The sequence below is a fragment of the Phreatobacter sp. genome (assembly GCF_016793595.1).
Lineage (GTDB): Bacteria > Pseudomonadota > Alphaproteobacteria > Rhizobiales > Phreatobacteraceae > Phreatobacter.
In genome coordinates this window covers 388,287-411,685 of the sequence record NZ_JAEULY010000009.1, presented here as the reverse complement: position 1 = coordinate 411,685, position 23,399 = coordinate 388,287, and the positions used below count along the sequence as shown (strand labels likewise).

Annotated in this window: 24 protein-coding genes; 21 read left to right on the top strand and 3 right to left on the bottom strand. The window is 66.7% G+C overall.

Annotation, left to right across the window (positions count from 1 at the left end):
- Positions 1-2 precede the first annotated feature (2 nt).
- From nuoF to JNK84_RS12930, 16 genes are all read left to right on the top strand, one after another.
- Entirely contained in the window at positions 3-1,304 is a 1,302-nt protein-coding gene (gene nuoF / locus JNK84_RS13005) for an NADH-quinone oxidoreductase subunit NuoF (RefSeq protein WP_293424713.1), read from the top strand.
- A 5-nt stretch (positions 1,305-1,309) separates the two neighbouring features.
- A complete protein-coding gene (locus JNK84_RS13000; RefSeq protein WP_293424711.1) occupies positions 1,310-1,774 on the top strand; it encodes a hypothetical protein in 465 nt (154 codons plus the stop codon).
- A gap of 80 nt (positions 1,775-1,854) precedes the next feature.
- Complete coding sequence (locus JNK84_RS12995; RefSeq protein ID WP_293424709.1) at positions 1,855-2,472, top strand: hypothetical protein; 618 nt, start codon at positions 1,855-1,857, stop codon at positions 2,470-2,472.
- Positions 2,473-2,596: 124 nt separating this feature from the next.
- Positions 2,597-4,672 (top strand): NADH-quinone oxidoreductase subunit NuoG, encoded by a 2,076-nt coding sequence (gene nuoG, locus JNK84_RS12990; protein WP_293424707.1) that lies wholly within the window; start codon positions 2,597-2,599, stop codon positions 4,670-4,672.
- 9 nt (positions 4,673-4,681) lie between these two features.
- A complete protein-coding gene (gene nuoH / locus JNK84_RS12985; RefSeq protein ID WP_293424705.1) occupies positions 4,682-5,701 on the top strand; it encodes an NADH-quinone oxidoreductase subunit NuoH in 1,020 nt (339 codons plus the stop codon).
- 9 nt (positions 5,702-5,710) lie between these two features.
- The gene (locus tag JNK84_RS12980) at positions 5,711-5,968 is read left to right on the top strand and encodes a hypothetical protein (RefSeq protein WP_293424703.1); all 258 of its coding nucleotides are present in this window, start codon (positions 5,711-5,713) and stop codon (positions 5,966-5,968) included.
- A 13-nt stretch (positions 5,969-5,981) separates the two neighbouring features.
- Positions 5,982-6,482, top strand: a complete 501-nt coding sequence (gene nuoI / locus JNK84_RS12975) for an NADH-quinone oxidoreductase subunit NuoI (RefSeq protein ID WP_293424701.1) — start codon at positions 5,982-5,984, stop codon at positions 6,480-6,482.
- A gap of 127 nt (positions 6,483-6,609) precedes the next feature.
- On the top strand, positions 6,610-7,215 hold the full coding sequence (locus tag JNK84_RS12970) for an NADH-quinone oxidoreductase subunit J (protein WP_293424699.1): 606 nt from the start codon (positions 6,610-6,612) through the stop codon (positions 7,213-7,215).
- 2 nt (positions 7,216-7,217) lie between these two features.
- Positions 7,218-7,529 (top strand): NADH-quinone oxidoreductase subunit NuoK, encoded by a 312-nt coding sequence (gene nuoK, locus JNK84_RS12965; RefSeq protein ID WP_293424697.1) that lies wholly within the window; start codon positions 7,218-7,220, stop codon positions 7,527-7,529.
- A gap of 10 nt (positions 7,530-7,539) precedes the next feature.
- Positions 7,540-9,588, top strand: a complete 2,049-nt coding sequence (gene nuoL, locus JNK84_RS12960; RefSeq protein WP_293424695.1) for an NADH-quinone oxidoreductase subunit L — start codon at positions 7,540-7,542, stop codon at positions 9,586-9,588.
- Positions 9,588-11,111, top strand: a complete 1,524-nt coding sequence (locus JNK84_RS12955) for an NADH-quinone oxidoreductase subunit M (protein WP_293424693.1) — start codon at positions 9,588-9,590, stop codon at positions 11,109-11,111. Before nuoL ends, JNK84_RS12955 begins: the two co-directional genes overlap by 1 nt.
- A 12-nt stretch (positions 11,112-11,123) precedes the next feature.
- Positions 11,124-12,560: an NADH-quinone oxidoreductase subunit NuoN gene (gene nuoN, locus JNK84_RS12950; protein WP_293424691.1), complete on the top strand. Its 1,437-nt coding sequence runs from the start codon at positions 11,124-11,126 to the stop codon at positions 12,558-12,560.
- Between the two features lie 4 nt (positions 12,561-12,564).
- Complete coding sequence (locus JNK84_RS12945; RefSeq protein ID WP_293424689.1) at positions 12,565-13,338, top strand: biotin--[acetyl-CoA-carboxylase] ligase; 774 nt, start codon at positions 12,565-12,567, stop codon at positions 13,336-13,338.
- A gap of 140 nt (positions 13,339-13,478) precedes the next feature.
- A complete protein-coding gene (locus JNK84_RS12940; RefSeq protein ID WP_293424948.1) occupies positions 13,479-15,089 on the top strand; it encodes a ribonuclease J in 1,611 nt (536 codons plus the stop codon).
- Positions 15,090-15,126: 37 nt separating this feature from the next.
- The gene (mce, locus tag JNK84_RS12935; protein ID WP_293424687.1) at positions 15,127-15,531 is read left to right on the top strand and encodes a methylmalonyl-CoA epimerase; all 405 of its coding nucleotides are present in this window, start codon (positions 15,127-15,129) and stop codon (positions 15,529-15,531) included.
- The gene (locus JNK84_RS12930; protein WP_293424685.1) at positions 15,528-15,800 is read left to right on the top strand and encodes a DUF1467 family protein; all 273 of its coding nucleotides are present in this window, start codon (positions 15,528-15,530) and stop codon (positions 15,798-15,800) included. The genes mce and JNK84_RS12930 overlap by 4 nt, the downstream gene beginning before the upstream one ends.
- A gap of 316 nt (positions 15,801-16,116) precedes the next feature.
- Here JNK84_RS12930 and JNK84_RS12925 read toward each other — a convergent pair whose 3' ends face one another.
- Complete coding sequence (locus JNK84_RS12925) at positions 16,117-16,317, bottom strand: hypothetical protein (RefSeq protein ID WP_293424683.1); 201 nt, start codon at positions 16,315-16,317, stop codon at positions 16,117-16,119.
- Between the two features lie 110 nt (positions 16,318-16,427).
- Between JNK84_RS12925 and proS the strand changes: the two genes are divergently transcribed.
- The 3 genes from proS to sugE all read left to right on the top strand — a co-directional run bounded on the left by proS (position 16,428) and on the right by sugE (position 18,663).
- Complete coding sequence (gene proS, locus JNK84_RS12920) at positions 16,428-17,753, top strand: proline--tRNA ligase (RefSeq protein ID WP_293424681.1); 1,326 nt, start codon at positions 16,428-16,430, stop codon at positions 17,751-17,753.
- On the top strand, positions 17,746-18,171 hold the full coding sequence (locus JNK84_RS12915; RefSeq protein ID WP_293424679.1) for a GNAT family N-acetyltransferase: 426 nt from the start codon (positions 17,746-17,748) through the stop codon (positions 18,169-18,171). The genes proS and JNK84_RS12915 overlap by 8 nt, the downstream gene beginning before the upstream one ends.
- Before the next feature lie 171 nt (positions 18,172-18,342).
- Positions 18,343-18,663 (top strand): quaternary ammonium compound efflux SMR transporter SugE, encoded by a 321-nt coding sequence (sugE, locus tag JNK84_RS12910; RefSeq protein ID WP_293424677.1) that lies wholly within the window; start codon positions 18,343-18,345, stop codon positions 18,661-18,663.
- Between the two features lie 116 nt (positions 18,664-18,779).
- On the opposite strand, the gene JNK84_RS12905 is transcribed toward sugE, so the two are convergent.
- The gene (locus JNK84_RS12905) at positions 18,780-19,883 is read right to left on the bottom strand and encodes a Kelch repeat-containing protein (RefSeq protein WP_293424675.1); all 1,104 of its coding nucleotides are present in this window, start codon (positions 19,881-19,883) and stop codon (positions 18,780-18,782) included.
- Between the two features lie 147 nt (positions 19,884-20,030).
- Here JNK84_RS12905 and JNK84_RS12900 point away from each other — a divergent pair, with 147 nt between their 5' ends.
- Both JNK84_RS12900 and JNK84_RS12895 read left to right on the top strand, forming a co-directional pair.
- Positions 20,031-20,774, top strand: coding sequence for a VWA domain-containing protein (locus tag JNK84_RS12900; RefSeq protein WP_293424673.1), 744 nt, complete (start codon positions 20,031-20,033; stop codon positions 20,772-20,774).
- A 9-nt stretch (positions 20,775-20,783) separates the two neighbouring features.
- Positions 20,784-21,503, top strand: coding sequence for a J domain-containing protein (locus JNK84_RS12895; protein ID WP_293424671.1), 720 nt, complete (start codon positions 20,784-20,786; stop codon positions 21,501-21,503).
- A gap of 31 nt (positions 21,504-21,534) precedes the next feature.
- On the opposite strand, the gene JNK84_RS12890 is transcribed toward JNK84_RS12895, so the two are convergent.
- Entirely contained in the window at positions 21,535-23,115 is a 1,581-nt protein-coding gene (locus JNK84_RS12890) for a serine hydrolase (RefSeq protein ID WP_293424669.1), read from the bottom strand.
- Between the last annotated feature and the right edge of the window lie 284 nt (positions 23,116-23,399).

The window sequence follows — 23,399 nt, the reverse complement described above, 5'->3', positions numbered from 1 at the left end:
CGATGCTCGCGGACAAGGACCGCATCTTCACCAACATCTACGGCTTCCACGACAAGAGCCTGAAGGGCGCGATGGCGCGCGGGCATTGGGACGGGACCAAGGGTTTCATCGATCAGGGCCGCGACTGGATCGTCCAGCAGATCAAGGATTCCGGGCTGCGTGGCCGTGGCGGCGCGGGCTTTCCGACCGGCCTGAAATGGTCGTTCATGCCGAAACAGTCGGACGGCCGTCCGCATTATCTCGTCGTCAATGCCGACGAGTCCGAGCCGGGCACCTGCAAGGACCGTGAAATCCTGCGCAACGACCCGCATACGCTGGTCGAGGGGTGTCTCATTGCCGGCTGCGCCATGGGCGCGCATGTCGGCTACATCTATGTGCGCGGCGAGTTCATCCGCGAGCGCGAGGCGCTCCAGCAGGCGATCGACGAGTGCTATGAGGCCGGTCTTCTCGGCAAGGGCAACAAGAACGGCTGGGACTTCGACCTTTACGTCCATCACGGCGCCGGCGCCTATATCTGCGGCGAGGAAACCGCGCTGCTCGAGAGCCTCGAGGGCAAGAAGGGCCAGCCGCGCCTGAAGCCGCCGTTCCCGGCCAATATGGGCCTCTACGGCTGCCCGACGACGGTCAACAACGTCGAATCGATTGCGGTTACGCCAACGATCCTCCGGCGCGGCGCCTCGTGGTTCGCCTCGTTCGGCCGGCCGAACAATCTCGGCACCAAGCTGTTCGGCATTTCCGGCCATGTGAACAAGCCGTGCATCGTCGAGGAATCGATGAGCATCCCGTTCAGGGAACTGATCGAGAAGCACGGCGGCGGCATTCGCGGCGGCTGGGACAATCTGCTCGCCATCATCCCCGGCGGCGCGTCCTGCCCGCTCATCCCGGCGGCCGATTGCGAAGAGTTGATCATGGATTTCGACGGCACCCGCGCGGTGAAGTCGAGCTTCGGCACCGCCGGTGTCATCGTCATGGACAAGTCGACCGATATCGTCCGGGCGATCGCGCGCATCTCCTACTTCTTCAAGCATGAAAGCTGCGGCCAGTGCACGCCCTGCCGCGAAGGCACGGGCTGGATGTGGCGCGTGCTCGATCGCATGGCCCAGGGCCGCGCGCACAAGAAGGAGATCGACATGCTCCTGGAAGTGACGACGCAGGTCGAGGGCCACACGATCTGCGCGCTCGGCGATGCCGCGGCGTGGCCGGTCCAGGGCCTGATCCGGCATTTCCGCGGCGAGATCGAGCGCCGCATCGACGCCTATTCGGCCAACCCGCACGGCGAGCCCGTGCGCATCGCGGCGGAGTGAAGCGCATGATCAGGCACGGCCTTCTTCTCATCGGCGCTCTCGCCCTCGGCGGTTGCATGACGGCGTCCGTGCCATCGGCTCCGCCGCGCCCTGCCGGAGAGACCGCGCTGCGCGTCACGGTCAATGCCACGCCGGACTATGTGCGGCAGGTCATCCTGTCGCGCGCGGCGGCGCGTGGCACGGCGGGCAGTTCGCCCAACGCCCGGACCATCGTGCTGGAGCGCCAGATGTCCGAGACGACGCCGGCGCTGCAGGCCGTCTGCGGGCCGCACAAGCCGGGGCGGCGGGTCAGTGTGGTGATCACGACCGAGCGCGCGGGCAACCGTACGACGGTCACCGAACGGCGCTTCCTGATCGACGGCGACGGCACCCGCTGCGCCGTCGTGATGACGCCCGAGGACGTGGTGGCCGGCAACCGGGCGCTCGCCGAGCTCAAGGCTCAGGCCGAGGGCCAGATGGCCGGTCGCTGACGGTCTCAAGACAAGAACGGATCTGGAAACGCATCGTGACGGCTCAAGTGCATCCCCTCAAACCGGACGGAGCAAAGGCCATGCCGCTTGCCGCCAAGGATGCGAGTGCATTGAACCTGTTTTCGGGCGTGAACCCGGCTGAAACCGTTGCCGGGCCGCTGGTGGCGGCGATGATGCTGCCGGCGACGCTGATGATGACCGGCTGGATGGCCTTTCTCGGGGCGAGCTTCGGCGCGGCGCGGATCTTTGCCGGCGGCGTGCGCGACGAGGACCGGACTGAGGCCGCGCCCGTCGCGGCTGTCGTCCCGCCCGCGCCCAGCGTACCGCGGCTCGTTGTGTCCAATCCGGTAGCGGCCGAACGCGCGCCGGCCCAGAAGGCCGTCGAGGCCAAGGCCAAGCCGGCAATCCAGGCGACCAAGCCGGTTCCGGCCAAGCCATCGGGTGCGCCGCCGAAGCCGTCCAGGCCGGGCGAGGACCCGCCGAAGCCGAAGGCCGCCAAGCCGGTTCCGGCCAAGCCGTCGGGTGCGCCGCCGAAGCCGTCCAGGCCGGGCGAGGCCCCGCCGAAGCCGAAGGCCGCCACGGCGCCGGAGCCGGTCAAGGCCGCGCCGCTGAAGATCGAGACCAAGGCGACATCGAAGGGCATTTCGCTGCCCAAGGTGTCGATGCAGGACAAGCCGGGCGAGCCGGACAGGAACTGACCGCTTCGCGGCCGCCAGGCGGCCGGGAGGCACACCATGTCGGAGCGGCGTCGCCGCTTCGCGAGACGAACCCGAGGGGGCAGCGCCATGCGCGGTTCCCGACGAGACCGGATGGAATGAACCGATGGCGAAGGTGATCGTCGACGGACAGGAGATCGAGGTACCGGCCGAGTACACGCTGATGCAGGCGTGCGAGGCGGCGGGCGCCGAGATTCCGCGCTTCTGTTATCACGAGCGGCTGTCGATCGCCGGCAATTGCCGCATGTGCCTCGTCGAGGTGAAGGGTTCGCCGAAGCCGGTCGCCTCCTGCGCCCAGAATGTCCGCGATCTGCGTCCCGGCCCGAACGGAGAGCCACCGGTCATCAACACCAAGACGCCGCTGGTGAAGAAGGCGCGCGAAGGCGTGATGGAGTTCCTGCTGATCAACCATCCGCTCGACTGCCCGATCTGCGATCAGGGCGGCGAGTGCGACCTGCAGGACCAGGCCATGGCCTATGGCGTCGACAAGTCGCGCTATGCGGAGAACAAGCGGGCGGTCGAGGACAAGTATATCGGCCCGCTGGTGAAGACCGTGATGACGCGCTGCATCCACTGCACGCGCTGCGTCCGCTTCACCACCGAGGTTGCCGGCATTTCCGAGCTTGGCCTGATTGGTCGCGGCGAGGATGCCGAGATCACCACATACCTCGAGCAGGCGATGACCTCGGAACTGCAGGGCAACGTCGTCGATCTCTGCCCGGTCGGCGCGCTGACCTCCAAGCCGTTCGCCTTCCACGCTAGGCCGTGGGAACTGCTGAAGACCGAGTCCACCGACATGATGGATGCGGTTGGTTCGGCCATCCGCGTCGATGCGCGCGGTCGCGAGGTGATGCGCGTCCTGCCGCGCCTCAACGAGGCGGTGAACGAGGAGTGGATTTCCGACAAGACCCGCCACGTCGCCGATGGCCTGCGCACCCAGCGCCTTGACCGGCCCTATCTGCGCGAGAACGGCCGCCTGCGCGCCGCGACCTGGCCCGAGGCCTTCGCCGCCATCGCCGCCAAGGTGAAGGCGACGGCGTCGGAGAAGATCGGCGCGATTGCCGGCGACCTGTCGACGCTCGAGGAAATGTATGCGCTGAAGGAGCTCGTCGCGGCTCTCGGCTCGCGGAACATCGACGGCCGTCAGGACGGCGCCAGCCTCGATCCGTCGCTCGGCCGTGCGTCCTATGTGTTCAATCCGGGCATCGCCGGCATCGAGGAAGCCGATGCGATCCTGCTGGTCGGTACCAATCCGCGCAAGGAAGCCCCTCTCGTCAACGCCCGTATCCGCAAGCGCTGGCGCATGGGCAATGTGAAGATCGGCGTCATCGGCGAGGTTGTCGATCTCACCTACAGCTACGATTATCTCGGCGCCGGCCCTGACACGCTTGCCGATGTTGTCTCCGGCAAGCATTCCTTCGCCGAAGTGCTGAAGGGTGCGAAGAGGCCGCTGGTCATCGTCGGGCAGGGCGCATTGGCCCGTGCCGATGGCGGCGCGATCCTGTCACTCGCCGCGCATGCCGCGACGGCCTTCGGTGGCCTCGCCGAGGGCTGGAACGGTTTCGCGGTGCTGCACACGGCCGCCTCGCGCGTCGGCGCGCTGGACCTCGGCCTCGTGCCGGGCGAGGGCGGCGTCAATGCGGCGGCCATGGCGGCCGGCGGGGTCGACCTGCTGTTCAATCTGGGAGCGGACGAGATCGAGGTCGGGCAGGGCCCCTTCGTCGTCTATGTCGGTACCCATGGTGACCGGGGCGCGCACCGCGCCGACGTCATCCTGCCGGGCGCGACCTACACCGAGAAGAACGGCCTGACCGCCAATACGGAGGGCCGCATTCAGGTGGTCAACCGCGCCGGTTTCGCGCCGGGCGAGGCCAAGGAGGACTGGGCGATCCTGCGTGCGCTCTCCGACGCTCTCGGGGTGAAGCTGCCATTCGACTCGCTGGCGCAGCTCCGCGCCGCCATGGCGAAGGACCACCCGCATACGCTGCATGTCGGCGGGCTCGGGGCCGTCGATGCCGGCCAGATCGCCGCGCTCGCCGGCAAGGGCGGCAAGGCGGAGGCCACGGCCTTCGCCCAGATCGTCGACGATTTCTACATGACCAACCCGATCGCCCGGGCCTCGGCGACCATGGCCGAATGCTCGGCCATCGCGAAGAGCGCCCACCGGCAGGCGGCGGAGTAAGGCAGAGCCATGGACTTCTTCTGGACCCAACTCTGGCCGCTGCTACTGATCGCCATCCAGAGCCTCGCGCTGATGGTGGCTCTGCTGGTCTTCGTCGCCTTCATCCTGCTCGCCGACCGCAAGATCTGGGCGGCGGTGCAGTTGCGCCGTGGCCCGAACGTGGTGGGGCCGTTCGGCCTGCTCCAATCCTTCGCCGACCTCCTGAAGTTCATCCTTAAGGAGCCGGTGATCCCGTCAGGGGCGAACAAGGGCGTGTTCCTGCTGGCGCCTTTCGTCTCGGTGCTGCTGGCGCTCGCCGCCTGGGCGGTTATCCCGCTGAGCGAGGGCTGGGCCATCGCCAACCTGAACGTCGGCATCCTCTTCATCTTCGCGGTGTCGTCGCTCGGCGTTTACGGCGTGATCATGGGCGGCTGGGCGTCGAACTCGAAATATCCGTTCCTCGGCGCGCTTCGTTCGGCGGCGCAGATGGTGTCCTACGAGGTCTCCATCGGCTTCGTGATCATCTGCGTGCTGCTCTGCGTCGGCTCGCTGAACCTCACGGACATCGTGAAGGCGCAGGACAAGTCGATCGGCATGTTCGGCTGGTTCTGGCTGCCGCTGTTTCCGGTCTTCGTGATCTTCTTCATCTCGGCGCTGGCGGAGACCAACCGACCGCCCTTCGACCTACCGGAGGCCGAATCCGAGCTCGTGGCCGGCTTCATGGTCGAATATGCCTCGACGCCGTACATGATGTTCATGCTCGCCGAATACGTGGCGATCATGACGATGTGCGCGCTGACCACGATCCTGTTCCTCGGGGGCTGGCTGCCGCCGTTCCCGATCGCGCCGTTCACCTGGGTGCCGGGCGTGGTCTGGTTCGTGCTCAAGATATCCATGGTGTTCTTCATGTTCGCCATGGTGAAGGCCTTCGTTCCCCGCTACCGCTACGACCAGCTCATGCGCCTCGGCTGGAAGGTGTTCCTGCCGATCTCGCTGGCCATGGTCGTCGTGGTCGCGGGCGTGCTGCAATTCACCGGCTGGGCTCCGTAAGGGACCGGCATGGACGGCTTGGCAAATCCGGCCGGTCTCATCGGCGCCGCCATCGGCGCGGGGGTCGGCTGGATCGACTACCGGATCGTCTCCGGCCTGGTCACGCGCAAGCTGAGGGAGACCGACCGTTCGGCCACCGAAGCCGAGCGGCAGGATTACGAGCGTCGGATCGTGCTGGCGCAGCGGATCCTGATGGTCGCCATCGTGCCCGTCTTCGCGGGTCTTGGTTACTGGCTCGGCCGCACGATCAGCGGCTGGGGCATTTGAGGAGAAGAGGTCCATGGCGTCGACGTTCCGGCTCGACCGCGCGGCCAAAGCCCTGTTCCTGACGGAGTTCGTCTCGGCGTTCTTCCTGTCGATGCGCTATTTCTTCAAGCCGAAGGCGACGATCAACTACCCCTTCGAGAAGGGGCAGATCTCGCCACGGTTCCGGGGCGAGCATGCGCTGCGCCGCTATCCGAACGGCGAGGAACGCTGCATCGCCTGCAAGCTGTGCGAGGCGATCTGCCCGGCGCAGGCCATCACCATCGAGGCCGGCCCGCGCCGCAACGACGGCACGCGCCGCACGACGCGCTACGACATCGATATGGTGAAGTGCATCTATTGCGGCTTCTGCCAGGAGGCATGCCCGGTGGACGCCATCGTCGAGGGGCCGAACTTCGAGTTCGCCACCGAGACGCGCGAGGAACTCTACTACGACAAGGCCAGACTGCTCGCGAATGGCGATCGCTGGGAGCGCGAGCTCGCGGCAAGCCAGAAGCTGGACGCGCCTTATCGCTGACGAACAGGGATGCGTCGGGACGGCTCGTCTGGACGCATTCCAACTTGAACCTTAAGAGGGGCGCGCGCGGGACAAGCTTTGAGTCCCGGAACGCGCGCTTCAGGATACGGAACGGGGCAAAGGGCAGATGCTCGCCGGTCTCTTCTTCTACCTTTTCGCGGGGATGCTGATCGCATCCGCGTTCATGGTGATCGCCGCGCGCAATCCCGTGCACTCGGTGCTGTTCCTGATCCTTGCCTTCGTCAACGCCTCGGGGCTGTTCGTGCTGATGGGCGCGGAGTTCCTCGCGATGATCCTGGTGGTCGTCTATGTCGGCGCGGTGGCGGTCTTGTTCCTGTTCGTGGTGATGATGCTCGACGTTGATTTCGTCGCGCTGCGCCAGGGCTTCCTACAGTACCTGCCGATCGGCGTGCTGGTCGGCCTCGTGGTGCTGGCCGAATTGATCATGGTGCTCGGTGCCTGGACGCTGGGCGGCGCCACCCCCAAGACACTCGCGGCGCCGATCCCCGCCGGCATTACCAATGCCGAGGCACTGGGGCAGGTGCTCTACACGAAATATGTCTTCTTCTTCCAGGTGTCGGGTCTCGTGCTGCTCGTCGCGATGATCGGCGCCATCGTGCTGACGCTGAGCCACCGTACGGGCGTGAAGCGGCAGGATCCGGGTGCTCAGGCGGCCCGCACGCCGGAGACGGCCATCGAGGTCGTCAAGGTCAAGACGGGCGAGGGGGTCTGAACATGCTCACCATCGGCCTCTCCCACTATCTCTCGGTCGCGGCGATCCTGTTCACGCTCGGCATGCTCGGCATCTTCCTCAACCGGAAGAACATCATCGTCATCCTGATGTCGGTGGAGCTCATCCTGCTCGCCGTGAACATCAATCTCGTCGCCTTCTCCACCCATCTCGGCGATCTCGTCGGCCAGGTCTTCGCGCTCCTGGTCCTGACCGTCGCGGCGGCGGAGGCGGCCATCGGTCTCGCCATCCTCGTGGTCTTCTTCCGCAACCGCGGCTCGATCGCGGTGGAAGACGTCAACATGATGAAGGGCTGACAGGTTCGCCATGTATCAGGCCATCGTCTTCCTTCCCCTCGTCGGCTTTCTGATCGCCGGCCTGTTCGGCCGGGCCATCGGCGCGCGCGCCTCCGAGATCGTGACCACCAGCCTTCTCGGCATTTCGGCGCTGCTGTCGTGGTTCGCCCTCTACCAGGTCGGCTATGCCGGCCGCGGCACGACCGTCGAGTTGATGCAGTGGATTCACGCAGGCTCGCTCAACGTCTCGTGGACGCTGCGCATCGATACGCTGACCGCCGTGATGCTGGTGGTGGTGAACTCGGTGTCGTTCCTCGTCCACCTCTATTCGATCGGCTACATGCACGAGGATCCGCACCGGCCGCGGTTCTTCGCCTATCTGTCGCTGTTCACCTTCGCCATGCTGATGCTGGTGACGGCCAACGACCTCCTGCAGATGTTCTTCGGCTGGGAGGGCGTCGGTCTCGCCTCCTATCTGCTGATCGGGTTCTGGTTCAAGAAACCGTCCGCCAACGCCGCCGCCATGAAGGCCTTCGTGGTCAATCGCGTCGGCGATTTCGGCTTCGCCCTCGGCATTTTCGGCCTCTACAAGCTGACCGGCTCGATCAGCTTCGACGCCGTGTTCGGCGCGGCGCAGGGCCTCGCCGGGCAGAAGATGGAGTTCCTCGGCTATCAGCTCGACGCGCTGACCGTCGTCTGCCTGCTGCTGTTCATGGGCGCCATGGGCAAGTCGGCGCAGTTCCTGCTGCACACCTGGCTGCCGGATGCCATGGAAGGCCCGACGCCGGTCTCGGCGCTCATCCATGCCGCGACGATGGTGACCGCCGGCGTTTTCATGGTGGCGCGCCTGTCGCCGGTCTTCGAATATTCGCCGACAGCGCTGACGGTCGTGATGTTCTTCGGAGCGACAACGGCGTTCTTCGCGGCCACCGTCGGCCTCGTGCAAAACGACATCAAGCGCGTCATCGCTTACTCGACCTGTTCGCAGCTCGGCTACATGTTCGTCGCGCTCGGGGCAGGGGCCTATTCGGTCGGCATCTTCCACCTGTTCACCCACGCCTTCTTCAAGGCTCTGCTGTTCCTTGGCGCCGGCTCGGTCATCCGCGCGATGCATCACGAGCAGGACATCCGGCGGATGGGCGGGCTCGCCGGCCATATCAAGTTCACCTACGCGATGATGCTGATCGGCACGCTGGCGCTGACCGGCTTCGGTCTGCCGTTCCTGCACATCGGCTTTGCCGGCTACTATTCCAAGGATGCGATCATCGAGGTCGCCTATGCCGCGCATAACGCCATGGGGCCCTATGCGTTCACGTTGACGGTCGCCGCGGCGGCGATGACGTCGTTCTATTCCTGGCGCCTCATTTTCATGACCTTCCACGGCAAGCCGCGTTGGGCCGAGGCGCATGCGCCTCACGACGATCACGCCCATGGCCATGCCAAGGCGGACGATCACGACCACGCGCACGACGATCATGGCCATGGCCATCATGCTCACCAGCCGCACGAGAGCCCGCTGGTCATGCTGGTTCCGCTTGGTGCGCTGGCGGTCGGCTCGGTGCTGGCCGGCGCCGTGTTCTCGAAGAAATTCGCCTACGAGGACGGCATCAAGTCGTTCTTCCGCGAGTCGATCTTCATGCGGCCGGAGAACCACATCATCCACGATTTCCATTCGGTGCCGGGTTGGGTGCCGTGGACGCCGTTCGTGATGATGGCGCTCGGCTTCGTGCTGGCCTGGTACATGTATATCAGGGCGCCGCACGTGCCGGCCGAGCTCGCCCGCCGCCACCAGGGCCTGTACCAGTTCCTGCTCAACAAGTGGTATTTCGACGAGCTCTACGACCGCATCTTCGTGCGGCCCGCGCAGTGGCTCGGCCGCTTCTTCTGGAAGAAGGGCGACGGCTGGCTGATCGACGGCTTCGGCCCCGACGGCATCGCGGCGCGCGTCGTCGATGTCACCCGCGGCGTCGTGCGGCTCCAGACCGGCTACGTCTATCACTATGCCTTCGCCATGCTGATCGGGGTCGCGGCGCTCGCCACCTGGTTCATGTTCTCCGGCGGCGTGGCGGGGAGCCACTGATGTCCAACGCTCCGATCCTGTCGATCATCACCTTCCTGCCGCTGCTCGGCGCGCTGCTGATCCTGATGGTGCGCGGCGACGACGCCGCGGCGAAGCGCAACATCCGCATGATCGCGCTGTTCGCGACCGCCGTGACCTTCGGCCTGTCGCTGATCCCGGTGGCGCTGTTCAATCCGGGCACGGCCGAGTTCCAGTTCGTCGAGCGGGCCAACTGGCTCGGCGGCGTCATTTCCTACCGGATGGGCATCGACGGCATCTCGCTGCCGCTGATCATCCTGACCACCTTCCTCATGCCGTTCTGCATCCTCGCCTCCTGGCAGGCGATCGATACGCGCGTGAAGGAGTACATGGTCGCCTTCCTCGTGCTGGAGACGCTGATGATCGGCGTGTTCTGCGCGCTGGATATCGTGCTGTTCTACCTGTTCTTCGAGGCCGGCCTCATCCCGATGTTCCTGATCATCGGCATCTGGGGCGGCAAAAGGCGCATCTACGCCTCGTTCAAGTTCTTCCTCTACACGCTGCTCGGCTCGGTGCTGATGCTGCTCGCCATCATGGCGATGATCTGGACGGCGGGGACGAGCGACATCGCCGAACTGATCAAGCAGGGACCGACCGTCTTCTCGCGGGACATGCAGTTCTGGCTGTGGTTGGCGTTCTTCGCCTCCTTCGCGGTCAAGATGCCGATGTGGCCGGTGCACACCTGGCTGCCGGACGCTCACGTCGAGGCGCCGACGGCCGGCTCGGTGATCCTTGCCGGCGTGCTCCTGAAGATGGGCGGCTACGGCTTCCTGCGGTTCTCGCTGCCGATGTTCCCCGAGGCGAGCCAGTTCTTTGCGCCCTTCGTGTTCACGCTGTCGGTGGTCGCCATCGTCTACACCTCGCTGGTCGCGATGGTGCAGGAGGACATCAAGAAGCTGATCGCCTATTCGTCGGTCGCCCATATGGGCTTCGTGACCATGGGCATCTTCGCGGGCAATGCCGAGGGCATCCAGGGCGCGGTGTTCCAGATGGTCTCGCACGGCATCGTGTCGGGCGCGCTGTTCCTCTGCGTCGGTGTCGTCTACGACCGCATGCACACCCGCGAGATCGCGGCCTATGGCGGCCTCGTGAACCGCATGCCGGTCTATGCGGTCATCTTCATGATCTTCACCATGGCCAATGTCGGCCTGCCCGGCACGTCCGGCTTCGTCGGCGAGTTCCTGACGCTGATCGGCACGTTCAAGGCCTCGACCAAGGTCGCCTTCCTCGCCTGTTTCGGCCTGATCCTCTCGGCGTGCTACGCGCTCTGGCTCTACTGGCAGGTCATCTGGGGTGAGCTGACCAAGCCGGCGCTGAAATCGATCACCGATGTCGATCGCCGCGAGATCGCCATCCTCGCCCCGCTGGTGGTGCTGACCATCCTGCTCGGCGTCTATCCGAAACCGGTGCTCTCGACCTCCGAGGTTGCGGTCAATGCGCTGGTCGAATCCTACAACCAGGCGAATGCCGCAGCGGGCAAGACCGCAGCGGCCGCGCCGCGCTGACGGACGCAGATGATGAACGCTCCGCTGCTCGATCTCGTCCCCGCCATTCCCGAGCTGATGCTCGCGGGCGGCGCCATGCTGCTCCTGATGTACGGCGTCTTCGCCGGCGAGCGCTCCGCCGCGACGGTGACATTCGCCTCCGTCGTGCTGCTGATCGCCGCCGCCGTCGCGGTCATGACCATCGGCGGCGCGCCGCGCCTGACCTTTGGCGGCTCCTTCGTGTTCGATGCCTTCGCGCGCTTCATGAAGGCTTTTGCCTTCCTTGGCGCGGCCGCAGCGCTGGTCCTGTCGCAGGATTATCTCCGGCGCGAGAAGGTCGAGAAGTTCGAGTTTCCGATCCTCGTGCTGCTGTCGACCGCCGGCATGGGCATCCTGATCTCGGCCAACGATCTGATCGCGCTCTATTTGGGCCTCGAGCTCATGTCGCTGGCGCTCTACGTCATCGCCTCGATCCATCGCGACAATGCCAAGTCGACCGAAGCGGGCCTGAAATATTTCGTCCTCGGCGCGCTGTCGTCGGGCATGCTGCTCTACGGCTGCTCGCTGATCTACGGCTTCACCGGCACGGTGTCCTTCACCGGCATCGCGGCGGTGGTGAAGGCCGGGCCGGTCGGCCTCGGCCTCGTCTTCGGCCTCGTTTTCCTGATCGCTGGGCTTGCCTTCAAGGTTTCGGCCGTGCCGTTCCACATGTGGACGCCGGACGTCTACGAGGGCGCGCCGACGCCGGTCACGGCCTTCTTCGCGGCGGCGCCGAAGGTCGCGGCCATCGCCATCTTCTGCCGCGCCATGACGTCCGGCTTCCCGGGCGCGACGCACCAGTGGCAGCAGATCGTGGTCTTCGTCTCGGTCGGTTCGATGCTGCTCGGCGCCTTCGCCGCCATCGGACAGACCAATATCAAGCGCCTGATGGCCTATTCCTCCATCGGCCATATGGGCTTCGCGCTGGTCGGCCTTGCCGCTGGCACGGCCAATGGCGTGCAGGGCGTCGCCGCCTATATCGCGATCTACATGATCATGACGCTCGGCACCTTCGCCTGCATCATCGCGATGCGACGCGGCGACGAGCCGGTCGAGACGATCGACGATCTCGCCGGCCTGTCGCGGACCAATCCGATGATGGCGGCGGCGCTGGCGGCCCTGCTGTTCTCGCTCGCGGGCATCCCGCCGCTCGCCGGCTTCTTCGCCAAGTTCTACGTCTTCGCCGCGGCCATCGAGGCCAAGCTCTACACGCTGGCGGTGATCGGCGTGCTGGCGAGCGTGGTGGGCTGCTACTACTACCTGCGCATCGTGAAGCTGATGTATTTCGACGAGCCGAAGCCGGCCTTCGCACCGGTTCGCACCGAGCTGAAGCTCGTGCTCGGCGCTTCGGCCCTGTTCAACACGCTGTTCGTTCTCTATCCCGCGCCGCTGGTCGCCGCGGCCGGAGCGGCTGCGCGCGCGCTGTTCTGATCTGGTGCCGGCGCTTTCCGACACCGCCACGGCGGCAGGCTTCCAGCTGGTCCATCTCACGGAGACCGGATCGACCAACGCCGAAGCGCTGGCGCGCGCCGCGGCGGGGGAAGCTCGGCCGACCTGGTTTGTTGCCGATCGGCAGACGGCCGGGCGCGGCCGGCGCGGGCGATCCTGGACTTCGGAGACGGGCAATCTGTTCGCGTCGCTTCTGATCGCTGACCCGGCGCCCGCGCCACGCATCGCGGAACTCTGCTTCGTGGCGGCTTTGGCGGTCGATGATGCACTGCTGGCGCTCGATCCCGATCTTGAAAGCCGCTTCCGCCTGAAATGGCCGAATGACGGCCTGCTCGACGGCGCCAAGCTCGTCGGCATTCTGGTGGAGGCGACGACCCGCGGAACGGCGACGCAGGCGGTCATCGGCATCGGCGTCAACGTCGCTCATCATCCCTCCGATACGCCCTATCCGACGACTTCGCTGAACGCCTCCGGCGTCGCGGTGGACCGCGATAGGGTCTTCGCGGCACTGTCGCGTTCCATGGTGACGGCACTCGCCATCTGGAACCGCGGCAAGGGCTTCGACCTTATCCGCGCGGGGTGGCTGGCGCGGGCCTACGGGCTCGGTGGCCCGATGGTTGTGCGCGCCGACGACAAGCGCGCGGAAGGCATCTTCGCCGGTCTCGACGCGCAGGGGCGGCTGATCCTCGACACGCCGGACGGCCGGCAATTCCTCAATGTCGGCGAGGTCGTGCCGGCGATGACAGGGGTGGTGCACTGATGGCGCGCGGCAAGCGTCCTCCCGCCAAGGAAACCGGCTCCAGGGAGACTGGTTCGAAGCCGCAGGCGCGGCCCAAGGCGCCGCGCGGGTCGACGGAGGAGTTCGTCTTCGCCCCGCTCGGCGGCGTTGGCGAGATCGGCATGAACCTCTCGCTCTATGGCTATGGAACGCCGGCGAAGAAGGATTGGATCGCGGTCGATTGCGGCGTTGCCTTCGCGGGTCCCGAATTGCCCGGCATCGATCTCGTCATGCCCGACCCTTCGTTCATCGAGGGCGAGAAGAAACGGCTGCGCGCGCTCATCATCACCCACGCGCACGAGGACCATATCGGCGCCGTGGCGGACCTCTGGCCGCGGCTCGGCTGCCCGATCTACCTGACGCCCTTCGCAGCCGCGATGCTGGAGACGAAGCGCCTGTCGGAGGCCGGTGCACCGAAGATCCCGATCCGGGTGATCAGGCCGGGCGAGCGCATTGAACTCGGCCCCTTCGCCTTCGAGATGATTTCGGTGGCGCATTCGATCCCCGAATCGACGGCGCTCGCCATCACGTCGCCGCTCGGCACGGTCGTCCATACCGGCGACTGGAAGATCGACCCGACTCCGGTGCTGGGCGAGAAGACCGACGAAGGACGGTTCCGCGCGTTGGGCGATGCCGGCGTGCTGGCCATGATTGGCGATTCCACCAACGCGATCCGCGAGGGTTCGTCGCCCTCGGAGGCCAATGTCGCGCTGGAGCTTGAAAAGATCATCGCGGCGGCGAAGGGCAGGGTGGCGGTGACCACCTTCGCCTCGAATGTCGGGCGCATCCGGGCCGTCGCCGAGGCCGCCATGCGGGCCGACCGGCAGGTGGTGCTGGTTGGCCGCGCGATGGAGCGTGTCATCACGATCGCGCGCGAGCAGGGCATGCTGGAGGGTATTCCGCCCTTCGTCTCGGCCGAATCCTACGGCTACCTGCCGCGCGACAAGGTCGTGGCGGTGCTTACCGGCAGCCAGGGCGAGCCGCGCGCCGCGCTGGCGCGGGTTGCCAACGACGACCATCCCGAGGTGACGCTGGCCCCCGGCGATACCGTCGTCTTCTCCTCGCGCACCATTCCCGGCAACGAGAAAGCGGTCGGCGCCATCGTCAACGGCCTGGTCAAGCAGGGCGTCCAGATCATCACCGACCGCGACGCGCTGGTGCATGTCTCCGGCCACCCGCGCCGCGGTGAGATGGAGCAGATGTACAACTGGGTGCGGCCGCAGATCGCCGTGCCGGTCCATGGCGAGCCCTATCACATGGCCGAGCACGCGGCCCTCGCGAAGCGCATGGGCGTCAAGGAGGTCATCCTCGCCAATGACGGCGACATGATCCGTTTGGCGCCGGGCGAGCCCGATGTCGTGGACACATTGCCGGCCGCGCGGCTGTTCAAGGACGGCTACCTGCTGATCGAAGAGGCGAGCCGGGTCGTGCCGGAGCGGCGCAAGCTCTCCTTCGCCGGCATCGTTTCGGTGGCCATTGCCATGGACGAGCGTGGCGTCGTGGTCGGCGACATCCAGATGGACATGGCCGGCGTGCCCGAGCAGGACGCGATGGGCGACGACCTCGCCGACCTCGTCGAGGAAACCGTGCTGGACTGCGTCGAGGGCCTGCCCAAGGCGCGGCGGCGCGATCCCGATGCCGTCGCCGAGAGTGTCACCCGCGCCATTCGCGGCACGCTCAATGCACGATGGGGCAAAAAGCCGATGTGCCACGTGCTGGTGGTGACGGTATAAGGCCGCCAGACATTCCCTCGGACGGCCGGAGACAGCCATGATCGGACGCCTCAATCACGTCGCCATCGCCGTGCGCGACATCGAGAAGGCGAGCGCGCTCTATCGCGACACGCTGGGCGCGAAGGTGACGCCGCCGGTCGACCAGCCGGCCCATGGCGTGACCGTCGTCTTCGTCGAACTGCCGAACACCAAGATCGAGTTCCTGCAGCCGCTCGGGGCCGACAGCCCGATCGCCAGGTTCCTCGACAAGAATCCCGACGGCGGCATCCACCATGTCTGCTACGAGGTGGACGACATCCTCGCGGCGCGCGACCGTCTGAAGGCTCAGGGCGCGCGCGTCCTGGGTGACGGCAACCCGAAGATCGGCGCACACGACAAGCCGGTGCTGTTCCTGCATCCGAGAGACTTCAACGGCACGCTGGTGGAGCTCGAACAGGCATGAGCTGGGGCGCGTCCATCGCGATCTATTTCATCATCTGGTGGCTGGTCCTGTTCGCCGCCCTGCCGTTCGGCGTCCGCTCGCAGATCGAGGCGGGAGACGTGACGCAAGGCACGGAACACGGAGCGCCGCACCAGCCATACATGCTGCGCAAGGTGATCTGGACGACGGTGATCGCCGGCCTTTTCTTCGCGCTCTACTACGTGAATTACACCACCGGCTTCATCACGCTGGACGACATCCCGTTGCTGCCGCGCGGGCCCAAGCTCTGATTGCCGCAAGCCATTGTCCTAAAGGAGCCCGACGCAAGGGGAGTTACGTATTCTCCCGGAGGCCTGTCGTTGCACTTTTTTTCGCCAATGACTGCCCAACTTGGTGACAAACCATTTTCCGTCGTCTAGCGTCCTTTTGCTGCAAGAAAGAGGCCGCCTTCAAACGACGAAGCAAGGTCTCGTGGCTCAGGTCTTGGGAGGAAGACCCCTGAGAAAGCACCCCGTCGGGGATGCGATCGAGGGTTACAAAAAACGGGAACGACAGGCGCGATCTCCGCGACTTCGATTTCTGAAGCATTGCCTGGGAAAGGCGGGATCATCCGATCCCGCCTTTTCTTTTGCGTTGTCTCTGAGCAGCGTCGCCCGGTTGCTTCAGGCCAGCCGCCCAGGCGCGCACCTGCTCGGGAGTGTAGTCGCGGCGCGCGGTCTCGCGGACGGCCCGCGTGAAGATCGCGATCAGGTCGTCAATGTCTTCCTCTCTGTCGCCGCGAATGGCGATGCTCCCCTGCGACGTCATGATTTCGCTGCTTCCGCCTTGGTTCCGGCTTGCCTCGGCCAGAGAAAAAAGGTCAATTCCGCCCTCCCGCGCCGCGCCTGCGGCCGCCGTCTTCCCCGCCCGAGGTTCCGATGCGTCTCTCACGCTACTTCCTGCCCATTCTGCGCGAGACGCCGAAGGAAGCCGAGATCGTCTCCCACCGCCTGATGCTGCGCGCCGGCATGGTGCGGCAGGAATCGGCGGGCATCTATGCCTGGCTGCCGCTCGGCCTGCGGGTGCTCAACAAGGTTCAGAAGGTGATCCGCGAGGAGCAGGACCGCTCGGGCGCCGTCGAACTGCTCATGCCGACCATCCAGTCCGCGGACCTGTGGCGCGAAAGCGGCCGCTACGACGCCTACGGCAAGGAAATGCTGCGCATCCGCGACCGCCACGAGCGCGAGATGCTGTTCGGGCCCACCAACGAGGAGATGATCACCGAGATCTTCCGGGCCTATGTGAAGAGCTACAAGGACCTGCCGCTGAACCTCTACCACATCCAGTGGAAGTTCCGGGACGAGGTGCGCCCGCGCTTCGGCACCATGCGCTCGCGCGAGTTCCTGATGAAGGACGCCTATTCCTTCGATCTCGACAAGGAGGGCGCCGTCCATGCCTACAACAAGATGTTCGTGGCCTATCTGCGCACCTTCGACCGGCTCGGCCTGAAGTCGATCCCGATGCGCGCCGACACCGGACCGATCGGCGGCGACCTCTCTCACGAGTTCATCATTCTGGCGGATACCGGCGAAAGCCAGGTCTATTGCCACAAGGACTATCTCGACTTTGCCGTGCCGCCCGCCGACACGAATTTCGACGATGTCGCCGCCATCAAGGGCGCGGTGTCCAAGTGGACCTCGCTCTATGCCGCGACCGACGAAATGCACGACGAGGCCGCCTACAATGCCATTCCCGAGGCGTCCCGCGTCTCGGCGCGTGGCATCGAGGTCGGGCATATCTTCTATTTCGGCACCAAATATTCCGATCCGATGGGCGCCACCGTGCAGGGGCCGGACGGGAAGCCGGTACCGGTCCATATGGGTTCCTACGGTATCGGGCCTTCGCGCGTGGTCGCCGCCATCATCGAGGCGAGCCACGACGAGGCGGGCATCAGGTGGCCGACGGCGGTCGCGCCCTTCACCGTGGCGCTTCTCAATCTCAAGCAGGGCGACAGCGCCTGCGACGCGGCCTGCGAGGAGCTTTACCGCGCGCTGGGAGCGAAGGGCATCGACGTGCTCTACGACGACCGCGATGATCGGCCCGGCGCGAAGTTCGCCACCGCCGATCTCATCGGCATCCCCTATCAGGTGATGATCGGACCGCGCAGCCTTGCCGAGGGCAAGGTCGAGTTGAAGGTGCGCGCCACCGGAGATCGCGAAATGCTGGCGGCCGGAGACGTGGTCGCCCGCGTGACGGGTGGCTGAGGTCGTCCTCCGCACGGTGGGGCCGGCCGACGCCAGCCTGTTCGCGCGCATCGCGCCTGATGTCTTCGACGGACCGGTGGCGCCGGAGCGGCTCGCCGCCTATCTGGCCTCGCCGGAGCATCTGATGGTGCTCGCGGTCTCGGACGACGTGATCGTCGGACAGGTGGCGGGGGTCGTCCATCGCCATCCGGACCTGCCGACCGAACTCTATATCGACAATCTCGGCGTCACGCCGGCGCTGCGGCGGCAGGGCGTCGGCCGGCGGCTGGTGGAAGCCGTGATGGCCCTTGGCCGCGAACGGGGCTGCTCCGAGGCCTGGGTCGGCACGGAGCCGGACAACCTGCCGGCGCGGGCGCTCTACAGGGCGCTTCGGCCGACAGAGGAAGAGACCTTCGCCTTCTACCTGTACGACCTGTGACGACATCCGCGACGGAGCGCTTTTGCTGTTCACGGGTGTTCTGCCCCGCCGGCAAAGCTGACTTGCCTTGCCTTCTCCTGCCGATGTCCTATGTCTCGTGACGCGGGGACGGCCCCGCATTCCCAGACAATTCAGCCGGTGGGGACGACCCTGCCATGACGGAGGGCCGCCATGGCCTGGATCTATCTTGCGTTCGCCGGTCTGTTCGAGATCGGCTGGGCCATCGGCCTGAAATATACCGACGGCTTCAGCCGGCCGATGCCGACCGCGCTGACGGTCGGCAGCATGATCATTAGTCTCGGCCTGCTCGGCCTCGCGCTGAAGACGCTGCCGGTCGGCACGGCCTATGCGATCTGGACCGGCATTGGCACGGTCGGCACGGTCGCGCTCGGCATCTTCCTGTTCGGCGAGAGCGCCAATGCGATCAGGCTGGCCTGTATCGCGCTGATCGTCGCGGGAATCCTTGGCCTGAAGGCCGTTGCGCCGGAATAGCGAGTCTTTGGAATCGCTTGGCGGCATTCCCTGCCGTTTCGATTCCGATTCAGGCGAGCTTGTCGCGCTGATTCAGATTGGCGCGACAAGTGGCTGATGTTGCGTGGTAAATCTGTTCAGGCGAGCGTGAAGGCCTCGTGGATGGCGCTCTTCACGCCGCCGCCCATCTGGGGGCCGCCGTCGGCCACGTAGATGGCGTCGCCGATCGCGACCGCGCCCATACCGTGACGCGGGGTGAGCATTGGCGCGTGCGCCTCCCAGCGGTCCGCGACCGGGTCGTAGGCCTCGTTCTGGCCGTGCACGCGCTGCCAGCCTTCGCCGCCCATGCAGAAGATCTTGCCACGATAGAGCACCGCGCCGTGGCCGGAGCGAGCGGTGGGCATGTGGTTGCGCGCTGTCCAGCGATCCTCTTTCGGATCGTAGACATGGTGCAGCACCGAGTTGGTATGGAAGGAATCGACCCGGCCGCCGATCAGGTGGATCAGTCCGTTGACGGTCAGCGTGCCGGTGTGGTCGCGCGCCAGCGGCATGGGACGGAGGCGCTCCCAGCGATCGTCCTTGGGATCATAGACGAGGTGCCAGTCGATGGACCGGCGGTTCTCGAACGTGTTGCCGGTGGCGCCGCCGATCGCGTGCAGCCGCTCGCCGACCGTGACGCAGGCGATGGCGCCGCAAGCTTCGGGCAGGGGGCGGATCGCCGTCCACTTCTCGCCGTCCGCGCCGAAGACGAAGCACTCGGCATGGGGGGTGCGATTCTGCTCGATGAAGCCGCCGATGGCATAGAGCCGGTTGCCGGCGACCGCGACGCCGACATGGTTCGCGCCGCGCGGCAGGTCCGGTGCGTCGAGCCAGCGGTCGGATGCCGCGTCGTAGATGTGGTGGTAGGGGCGGTCGACGCGCTGTTCGGCATAGCCGCCGACAATGTGCATGCGCGCGCCGCGACCGACCGCCCAGGCCATTTCCGTTCGCGGGATCGGCAACGGCGTCCTGGCAAGCCACCGGCCCTGATTAGCCGCCTTCGGGGCGATGCTCGCGGTCTCTGCCTGACTGTGGTGAATTTCCGGCAGATCGACGCGGCCCGGCGTGTTCAGACGCTCGAACTGGCCGTCGCGGTGCGGATGGTGAGGCCCGTGCCCGGCATGCGGATTCTGGGCGAGAGCCGAGCCCGAGATGACGGCGAGGCCGCCTGACAGCATGAAGCGGCGGGACAGCACGGACATGGCGGAGACCCTTGGGTTCGCGACAACGCAAGGGAAGCTAGCGCAGGTGGGGCTGCGGGCAACCGATTGCAGGCGGCCTAGGCCATCTGGCCGTTCCTCTCCGGCGATCCGGCTTGCATTCCCCGCTCGCCGCGCCAGATTGAGCCGATGAGCGAGAAGAATCCCCTTGCCGCCGGAAGCGCGACGCCTGCACAGGCGCGGACCGGCGGTGTTGCGACCTCCGGCGCGGCCGACATCTCCGCATTCCTGAAGAAGGCCGCTGCCGTCGGCGCGCCCAAGGTGCCGGGCGAACGCGGCCGGCTGGTCTTCGCCCTCGATGCCACCGCCAGCCGCGAACCGACCTGGGGCATGGCGCAGGAGATCACCGGCCAGATGTTCACCGAGGCCGCGAAGGTCGGCACGCTGGACATCCAGCTCGTTTTCTTTCGCGGCATGGGTGAATGCCGCTCGTCCGGCTGGGTGACGGAGGCGCAGCGGCTGAAGGAGCTCATGCGCAAGGTCGCCTGCGTCGGCGGCCAGACCCAGATCGGTCGGGTGCTGGCCCATGCGGCCGATGAGGCGGCCGACAAGCGCGTTCACGCGCTCGTCTATGTCGGCGACGCGATGGAGGAGAGTCTCGACGACCTCTGTGGCAAGGCGGGCCGTCTCGCCATGGCCAAGGTGCCGGTCTTCACCTTCCTCGAGGGCGGCGATCCCGCCGCCGAACACGCCTATCGCGAGATCGCCCGCATCACGCGCGGCGCCTTCGCCCGCTTCGATCCGGGCGCTGCGTCCCAACTCGCGGAGCTTCTGCGCGCCGTCGCGGCATTCGCCTCGGGCGGACGGCTGGCGCTGGCGGATGCGGCGAAAGGCTCGCGCGGGGCGCAGCTTCTGCTCGGGCAGATGAAGTAGTATCCACGCATGACCTATTTCATCGCGGGCCTGATCGCCCTCATCGTTTTTTCCGGCACGCTGAACCGGGTGCTCGGCGCCAATCCGAAATGGCTGTCGAACCAGATGAAGAAGGTCGGCGGCGTCGCCGTCATGGTGTTCGGGGTGTTCCTGCTCACCCGTGGTCAGTGGGAGCTGGCGCTGCCGGCTTTCCTCGCCGGCGCGACGCTGCTCGGCATCGTGCCGGGCCAGTCCATGCTGTCGGGTTGGGGGCAGGCGGGCTCGAAGACGCCGGGGCAGTCGTCCACCGTGCGTTCGCGCTTCGTCGAGATGGTGCTGGACATCGACACCGGCGCGATGAGCGGTCGGTTCATCGCGGGATCGCTCGCCGGGCAGACGCTGGAACAGATCCCGTTGCCGCGCCTCATCCAGGCCTTCGGCGAGATCGATGGCGAGAGCGCGCAGCTACTCGAGGCTTATCTTGACCGCCGGGATCCCGCCTGGCGTGAACACGCTCAGGGCAATACGGGTGCGGGGCAGGGCGGCGCGGCGGCTTCGAGCGCCATGACCGAGGAGGAGGCCCACCAGATCCTTGGCCTTCAGCCGGGGGCGGGTGAAGACGCTATCCGCACCGCGCATCGCGCGCTGATGAAGAAGCTGCATCCCGACCAGGGCGGGTCCACGTGGCTCGCGTCCCGCGTCAACCAGGCCAAGGACACCCTCTTGGAACGCCATCGCCGGAACTCCTGAGACAAATCAAATCCGGTGACTGGTCCGCAGATCAGTTGCGGACCGGGATGCAGTCGTAATCGCTGGTGCGCAGGGCGCGGCAGGCGGCGTCGGCGCTGGCGCGGTCGAAGCCGGCAAAGCGGGCACGAACCAGAGTCATGCCGGAGCGCTCCACCTTCTCGGTGTAGGGATCGGCGGCGCCGAGCTGGCGGCCGGAGGCTTCGCGCGCTTCGCGCAGGGTCGCCTGGGCGGCTTCTTCCGTGGGGAAGGCGCCGATCTGGATCGACCACTCGCCCCGGCGGCGGGCCGGAGCCTCGGCGACCGGAGCATTGCCGGCCGAAGCCATCTGCACCGGTCGCGGCGACACGGAGGCCGTGGTCAGCTGCGACGAACTGATGGTGCCGAGCACGCCGGGACGCGGGTTCGGGTTGCCCGGCATGGGGACCGGCGCGGGCGCGGGGCGCGTCGCGGAGAAGGCGAGGGTCGAGGCGGGCATCGGAGCCGGAGGCGTCTCGGCCCGGATGACCGGCCGCTGGGGCTGGGCGCTGGCGACGACCGGGGCGGTGGCGGAGGCGCCGGTCGAAGCGCCGCCACGGGTCTGGCCGGCCGCGACAACGGCGGCTGCCATCGGGGTGATCGGCATCGGAGCGGCGACCGGCTCGCGGCGGCCGGGCACGGGTACCTGAGCTGCGACGGCGATGCGGGTCTGGACGCGCGCCGGTGCCGGTTCGGAGGCGCGGGCGACCATCGGGGCGGTGCGGGCGCCAGCATAGGCGCGGGGGAAGAAGCCCTCGACCAGCTGGCGCATCCGCGCATCGCGCGCGCCGCCGGAGCGGCCGCCGAGCACGACGGCGACGATCTGGCGGTCGCCGCGACGGGCCGAGGTCAGGAGATTGAAGCCGGAGGCGCGGGTATAGCCGGTCTTGATGCCGTCCACGCCTTCCACGCGGCCGAGCAGGCGGTTGTGGTTGCGGTGGTTCACGCCGCGATAGGCGAAGGAATAGGTCTGGAAATAGCGCCAGTAGCGCGGGAAGTGATCCTGGATCGCCCGGCCGAGGGTGGCGAGATCGCGGGCAGTGGTCACCTGCTCGGCATCCGGCAGGCCGGAGGCGTTGCGGAAGGTGGTGCGGCTCATGCCGATGGCGCGTGCGCGCCGGGTCATGAGCTGGCCGAAGCTCTCCTCGTCGCCGGAGATGTTCTCGGCGATGACGACCGCGACGTCATTGGCGGATTTGGTGACGAGGGCGCGGATCGCCTCCTCGACGGTGATGGTCGAGCCGGGACGGACGCCGACCTTCGAGGGCGGCTGGCGAGCGGCTTCCGCCGATACCCGCAGCGGCGACTGCAGCGTGAAACGACCGGCCTCGATCTGCTCGAACAGCAGATAGAGCGTCATGACCTTGGTGACGGAGGCGGGGAAGCGGTGCGCGTCGGCGCTCTCCGCGTGCAGCGTCTGGCCCGTCTTGGCGTCGATGACGATGGCGGAATAGGCCGGCGCGTAACCGCCATAGCGGCGGGGCCGGGCTTCCGTGGCCGTGGATGTCGCGAGAACCATGGCGGCTGCTGCAAGCGCCGCCACCCGCCAGCCGAAACGTGCTGTTCCGGTCCGCCCGGCGCCGTTGATCGTCGCCATTCCGCCACCCCTGACTCAATGACCGGGTGGCCTTCTGGCGCCGGTCTGCACACTCGTCCCTCGCGTGGCGCGGGCTCCGCAGCGACCGGAATGCAAAGCCGACGACCCCAGGAGGGCCGCCGGCGACGCAACACCATGATCGGCGATACGCAGCCGTACGCGACACGCCGCTCCCATCACGACGGGAGCGTTGACAAAGACGGTAAGCGTTCGCGGTTGCCAGGAAGTTAAGCCGGCGCGCGGGCTGTCGCGAATGAGCCGTGCGGCGTGGGTGAGGGGCGTGG

Coding starts and splice junctions, on each gene's coding strand:
- nuoF (WP_293424713.1), top strand. CDS start 3: ATGCTCGCGGACAAGGACCGCATCTTCACCAACATCTACGGCTTCCAC.
- JNK84_RS13000 (WP_293424711.1), top strand. CDS start 1,310: ATGATCAGGCACGGCCTTCTTCTCATCGGCGCTCTCGCCCTCGGCGGT.
- JNK84_RS12995 (WP_293424709.1), top strand. CDS start 1,855: ATGCCGCTTGCCGCCAAGGATGCGAGTGCATTGAACCTGTTTTCGGGC.
- nuoG (WP_293424707.1), top strand. CDS start 2,597: ATGGCGAAGGTGATCGTCGACGGACAGGAGATCGAGGTACCGGCCGAG.
- nuoH (WP_293424705.1), top strand. CDS start 4,682: ATGGACTTCTTCTGGACCCAACTCTGGCCGCTGCTACTGATCGCCATC.
- JNK84_RS12980 (WP_293424703.1), top strand. CDS start 5,711: ATGGACGGCTTGGCAAATCCGGCCGGTCTCATCGGCGCCGCCATCGGC.
- nuoI (WP_293424701.1), top strand. CDS start 5,982: ATGGCGTCGACGTTCCGGCTCGACCGCGCGGCCAAAGCCCTGTTCCTG.
- JNK84_RS12970 (WP_293424699.1), top strand. CDS start 6,610: ATGCTCGCCGGTCTCTTCTTCTACCTTTTCGCGGGGATGCTGATCGCA.
- nuoK (WP_293424697.1), top strand. CDS start 7,218: ATGCTCACCATCGGCCTCTCCCACTATCTCTCGGTCGCGGCGATCCTG.
- nuoL (WP_293424695.1), top strand. CDS start 7,540: ATGTATCAGGCCATCGTCTTCCTTCCCCTCGTCGGCTTTCTGATCGCC.
- JNK84_RS12955 (WP_293424693.1), top strand. CDS start 9,588: ATGTCCAACGCTCCGATCCTGTCGATCATCACCTTCCTGCCGCTGCTC.
- nuoN (WP_293424691.1), top strand. CDS start 11,124: ATGAACGCTCCGCTGCTCGATCTCGTCCCCGCCATTCCCGAGCTGATG.
- JNK84_RS12940 (WP_293424948.1), top strand. CDS start 13,479: ATGAACCTCTCGCTCTATGGCTATGGAACGCCGGCGAAGAAGGATTGG.
- mce (WP_293424687.1), top strand. CDS start 15,127: ATGATCGGACGCCTCAATCACGTCGCCATCGCCGTGCGCGACATCGAG.
- JNK84_RS12930 (WP_293424685.1), top strand. CDS start 15,528: ATGAGCTGGGGCGCGTCCATCGCGATCTATTTCATCATCTGGTGGCTG.
- JNK84_RS12925 (WP_293424683.1), bottom strand. CDS start 16,317: ATGACGTCGCAGGGGAGCATCGCCATTCGCGGCGACAGAGAGGAAGAC.
- proS (WP_293424681.1), top strand. CDS start 16,428: ATGCGTCTCTCACGCTACTTCCTGCCCATTCTGCGCGAGACGCCGAAG.
- sugE (WP_293424677.1), top strand. CDS start 18,343: ATGGCCTGGATCTATCTTGCGTTCGCCGGTCTGTTCGAGATCGGCTGG.
- JNK84_RS12905 (WP_293424675.1), bottom strand. CDS start 19,883: ATGTCCGTGCTGTCCCGCCGCTTCATGCTGTCAGGCGGCCTCGCCGTC.
- JNK84_RS12900 (WP_293424673.1), top strand. CDS start 20,031: ATGAGCGAGAAGAATCCCCTTGCCGCCGGAAGCGCGACGCCTGCACAG.
- JNK84_RS12895 (WP_293424671.1), top strand. CDS start 20,784: ATGACCTATTTCATCGCGGGCCTGATCGCCCTCATCGTTTTTTCCGGC.
- JNK84_RS12890 (WP_293424669.1), bottom strand. CDS start 23,115: ATGGCGACGATCAACGGCGCCGGGCGGACCGGAACAGCACGTTTCGGC.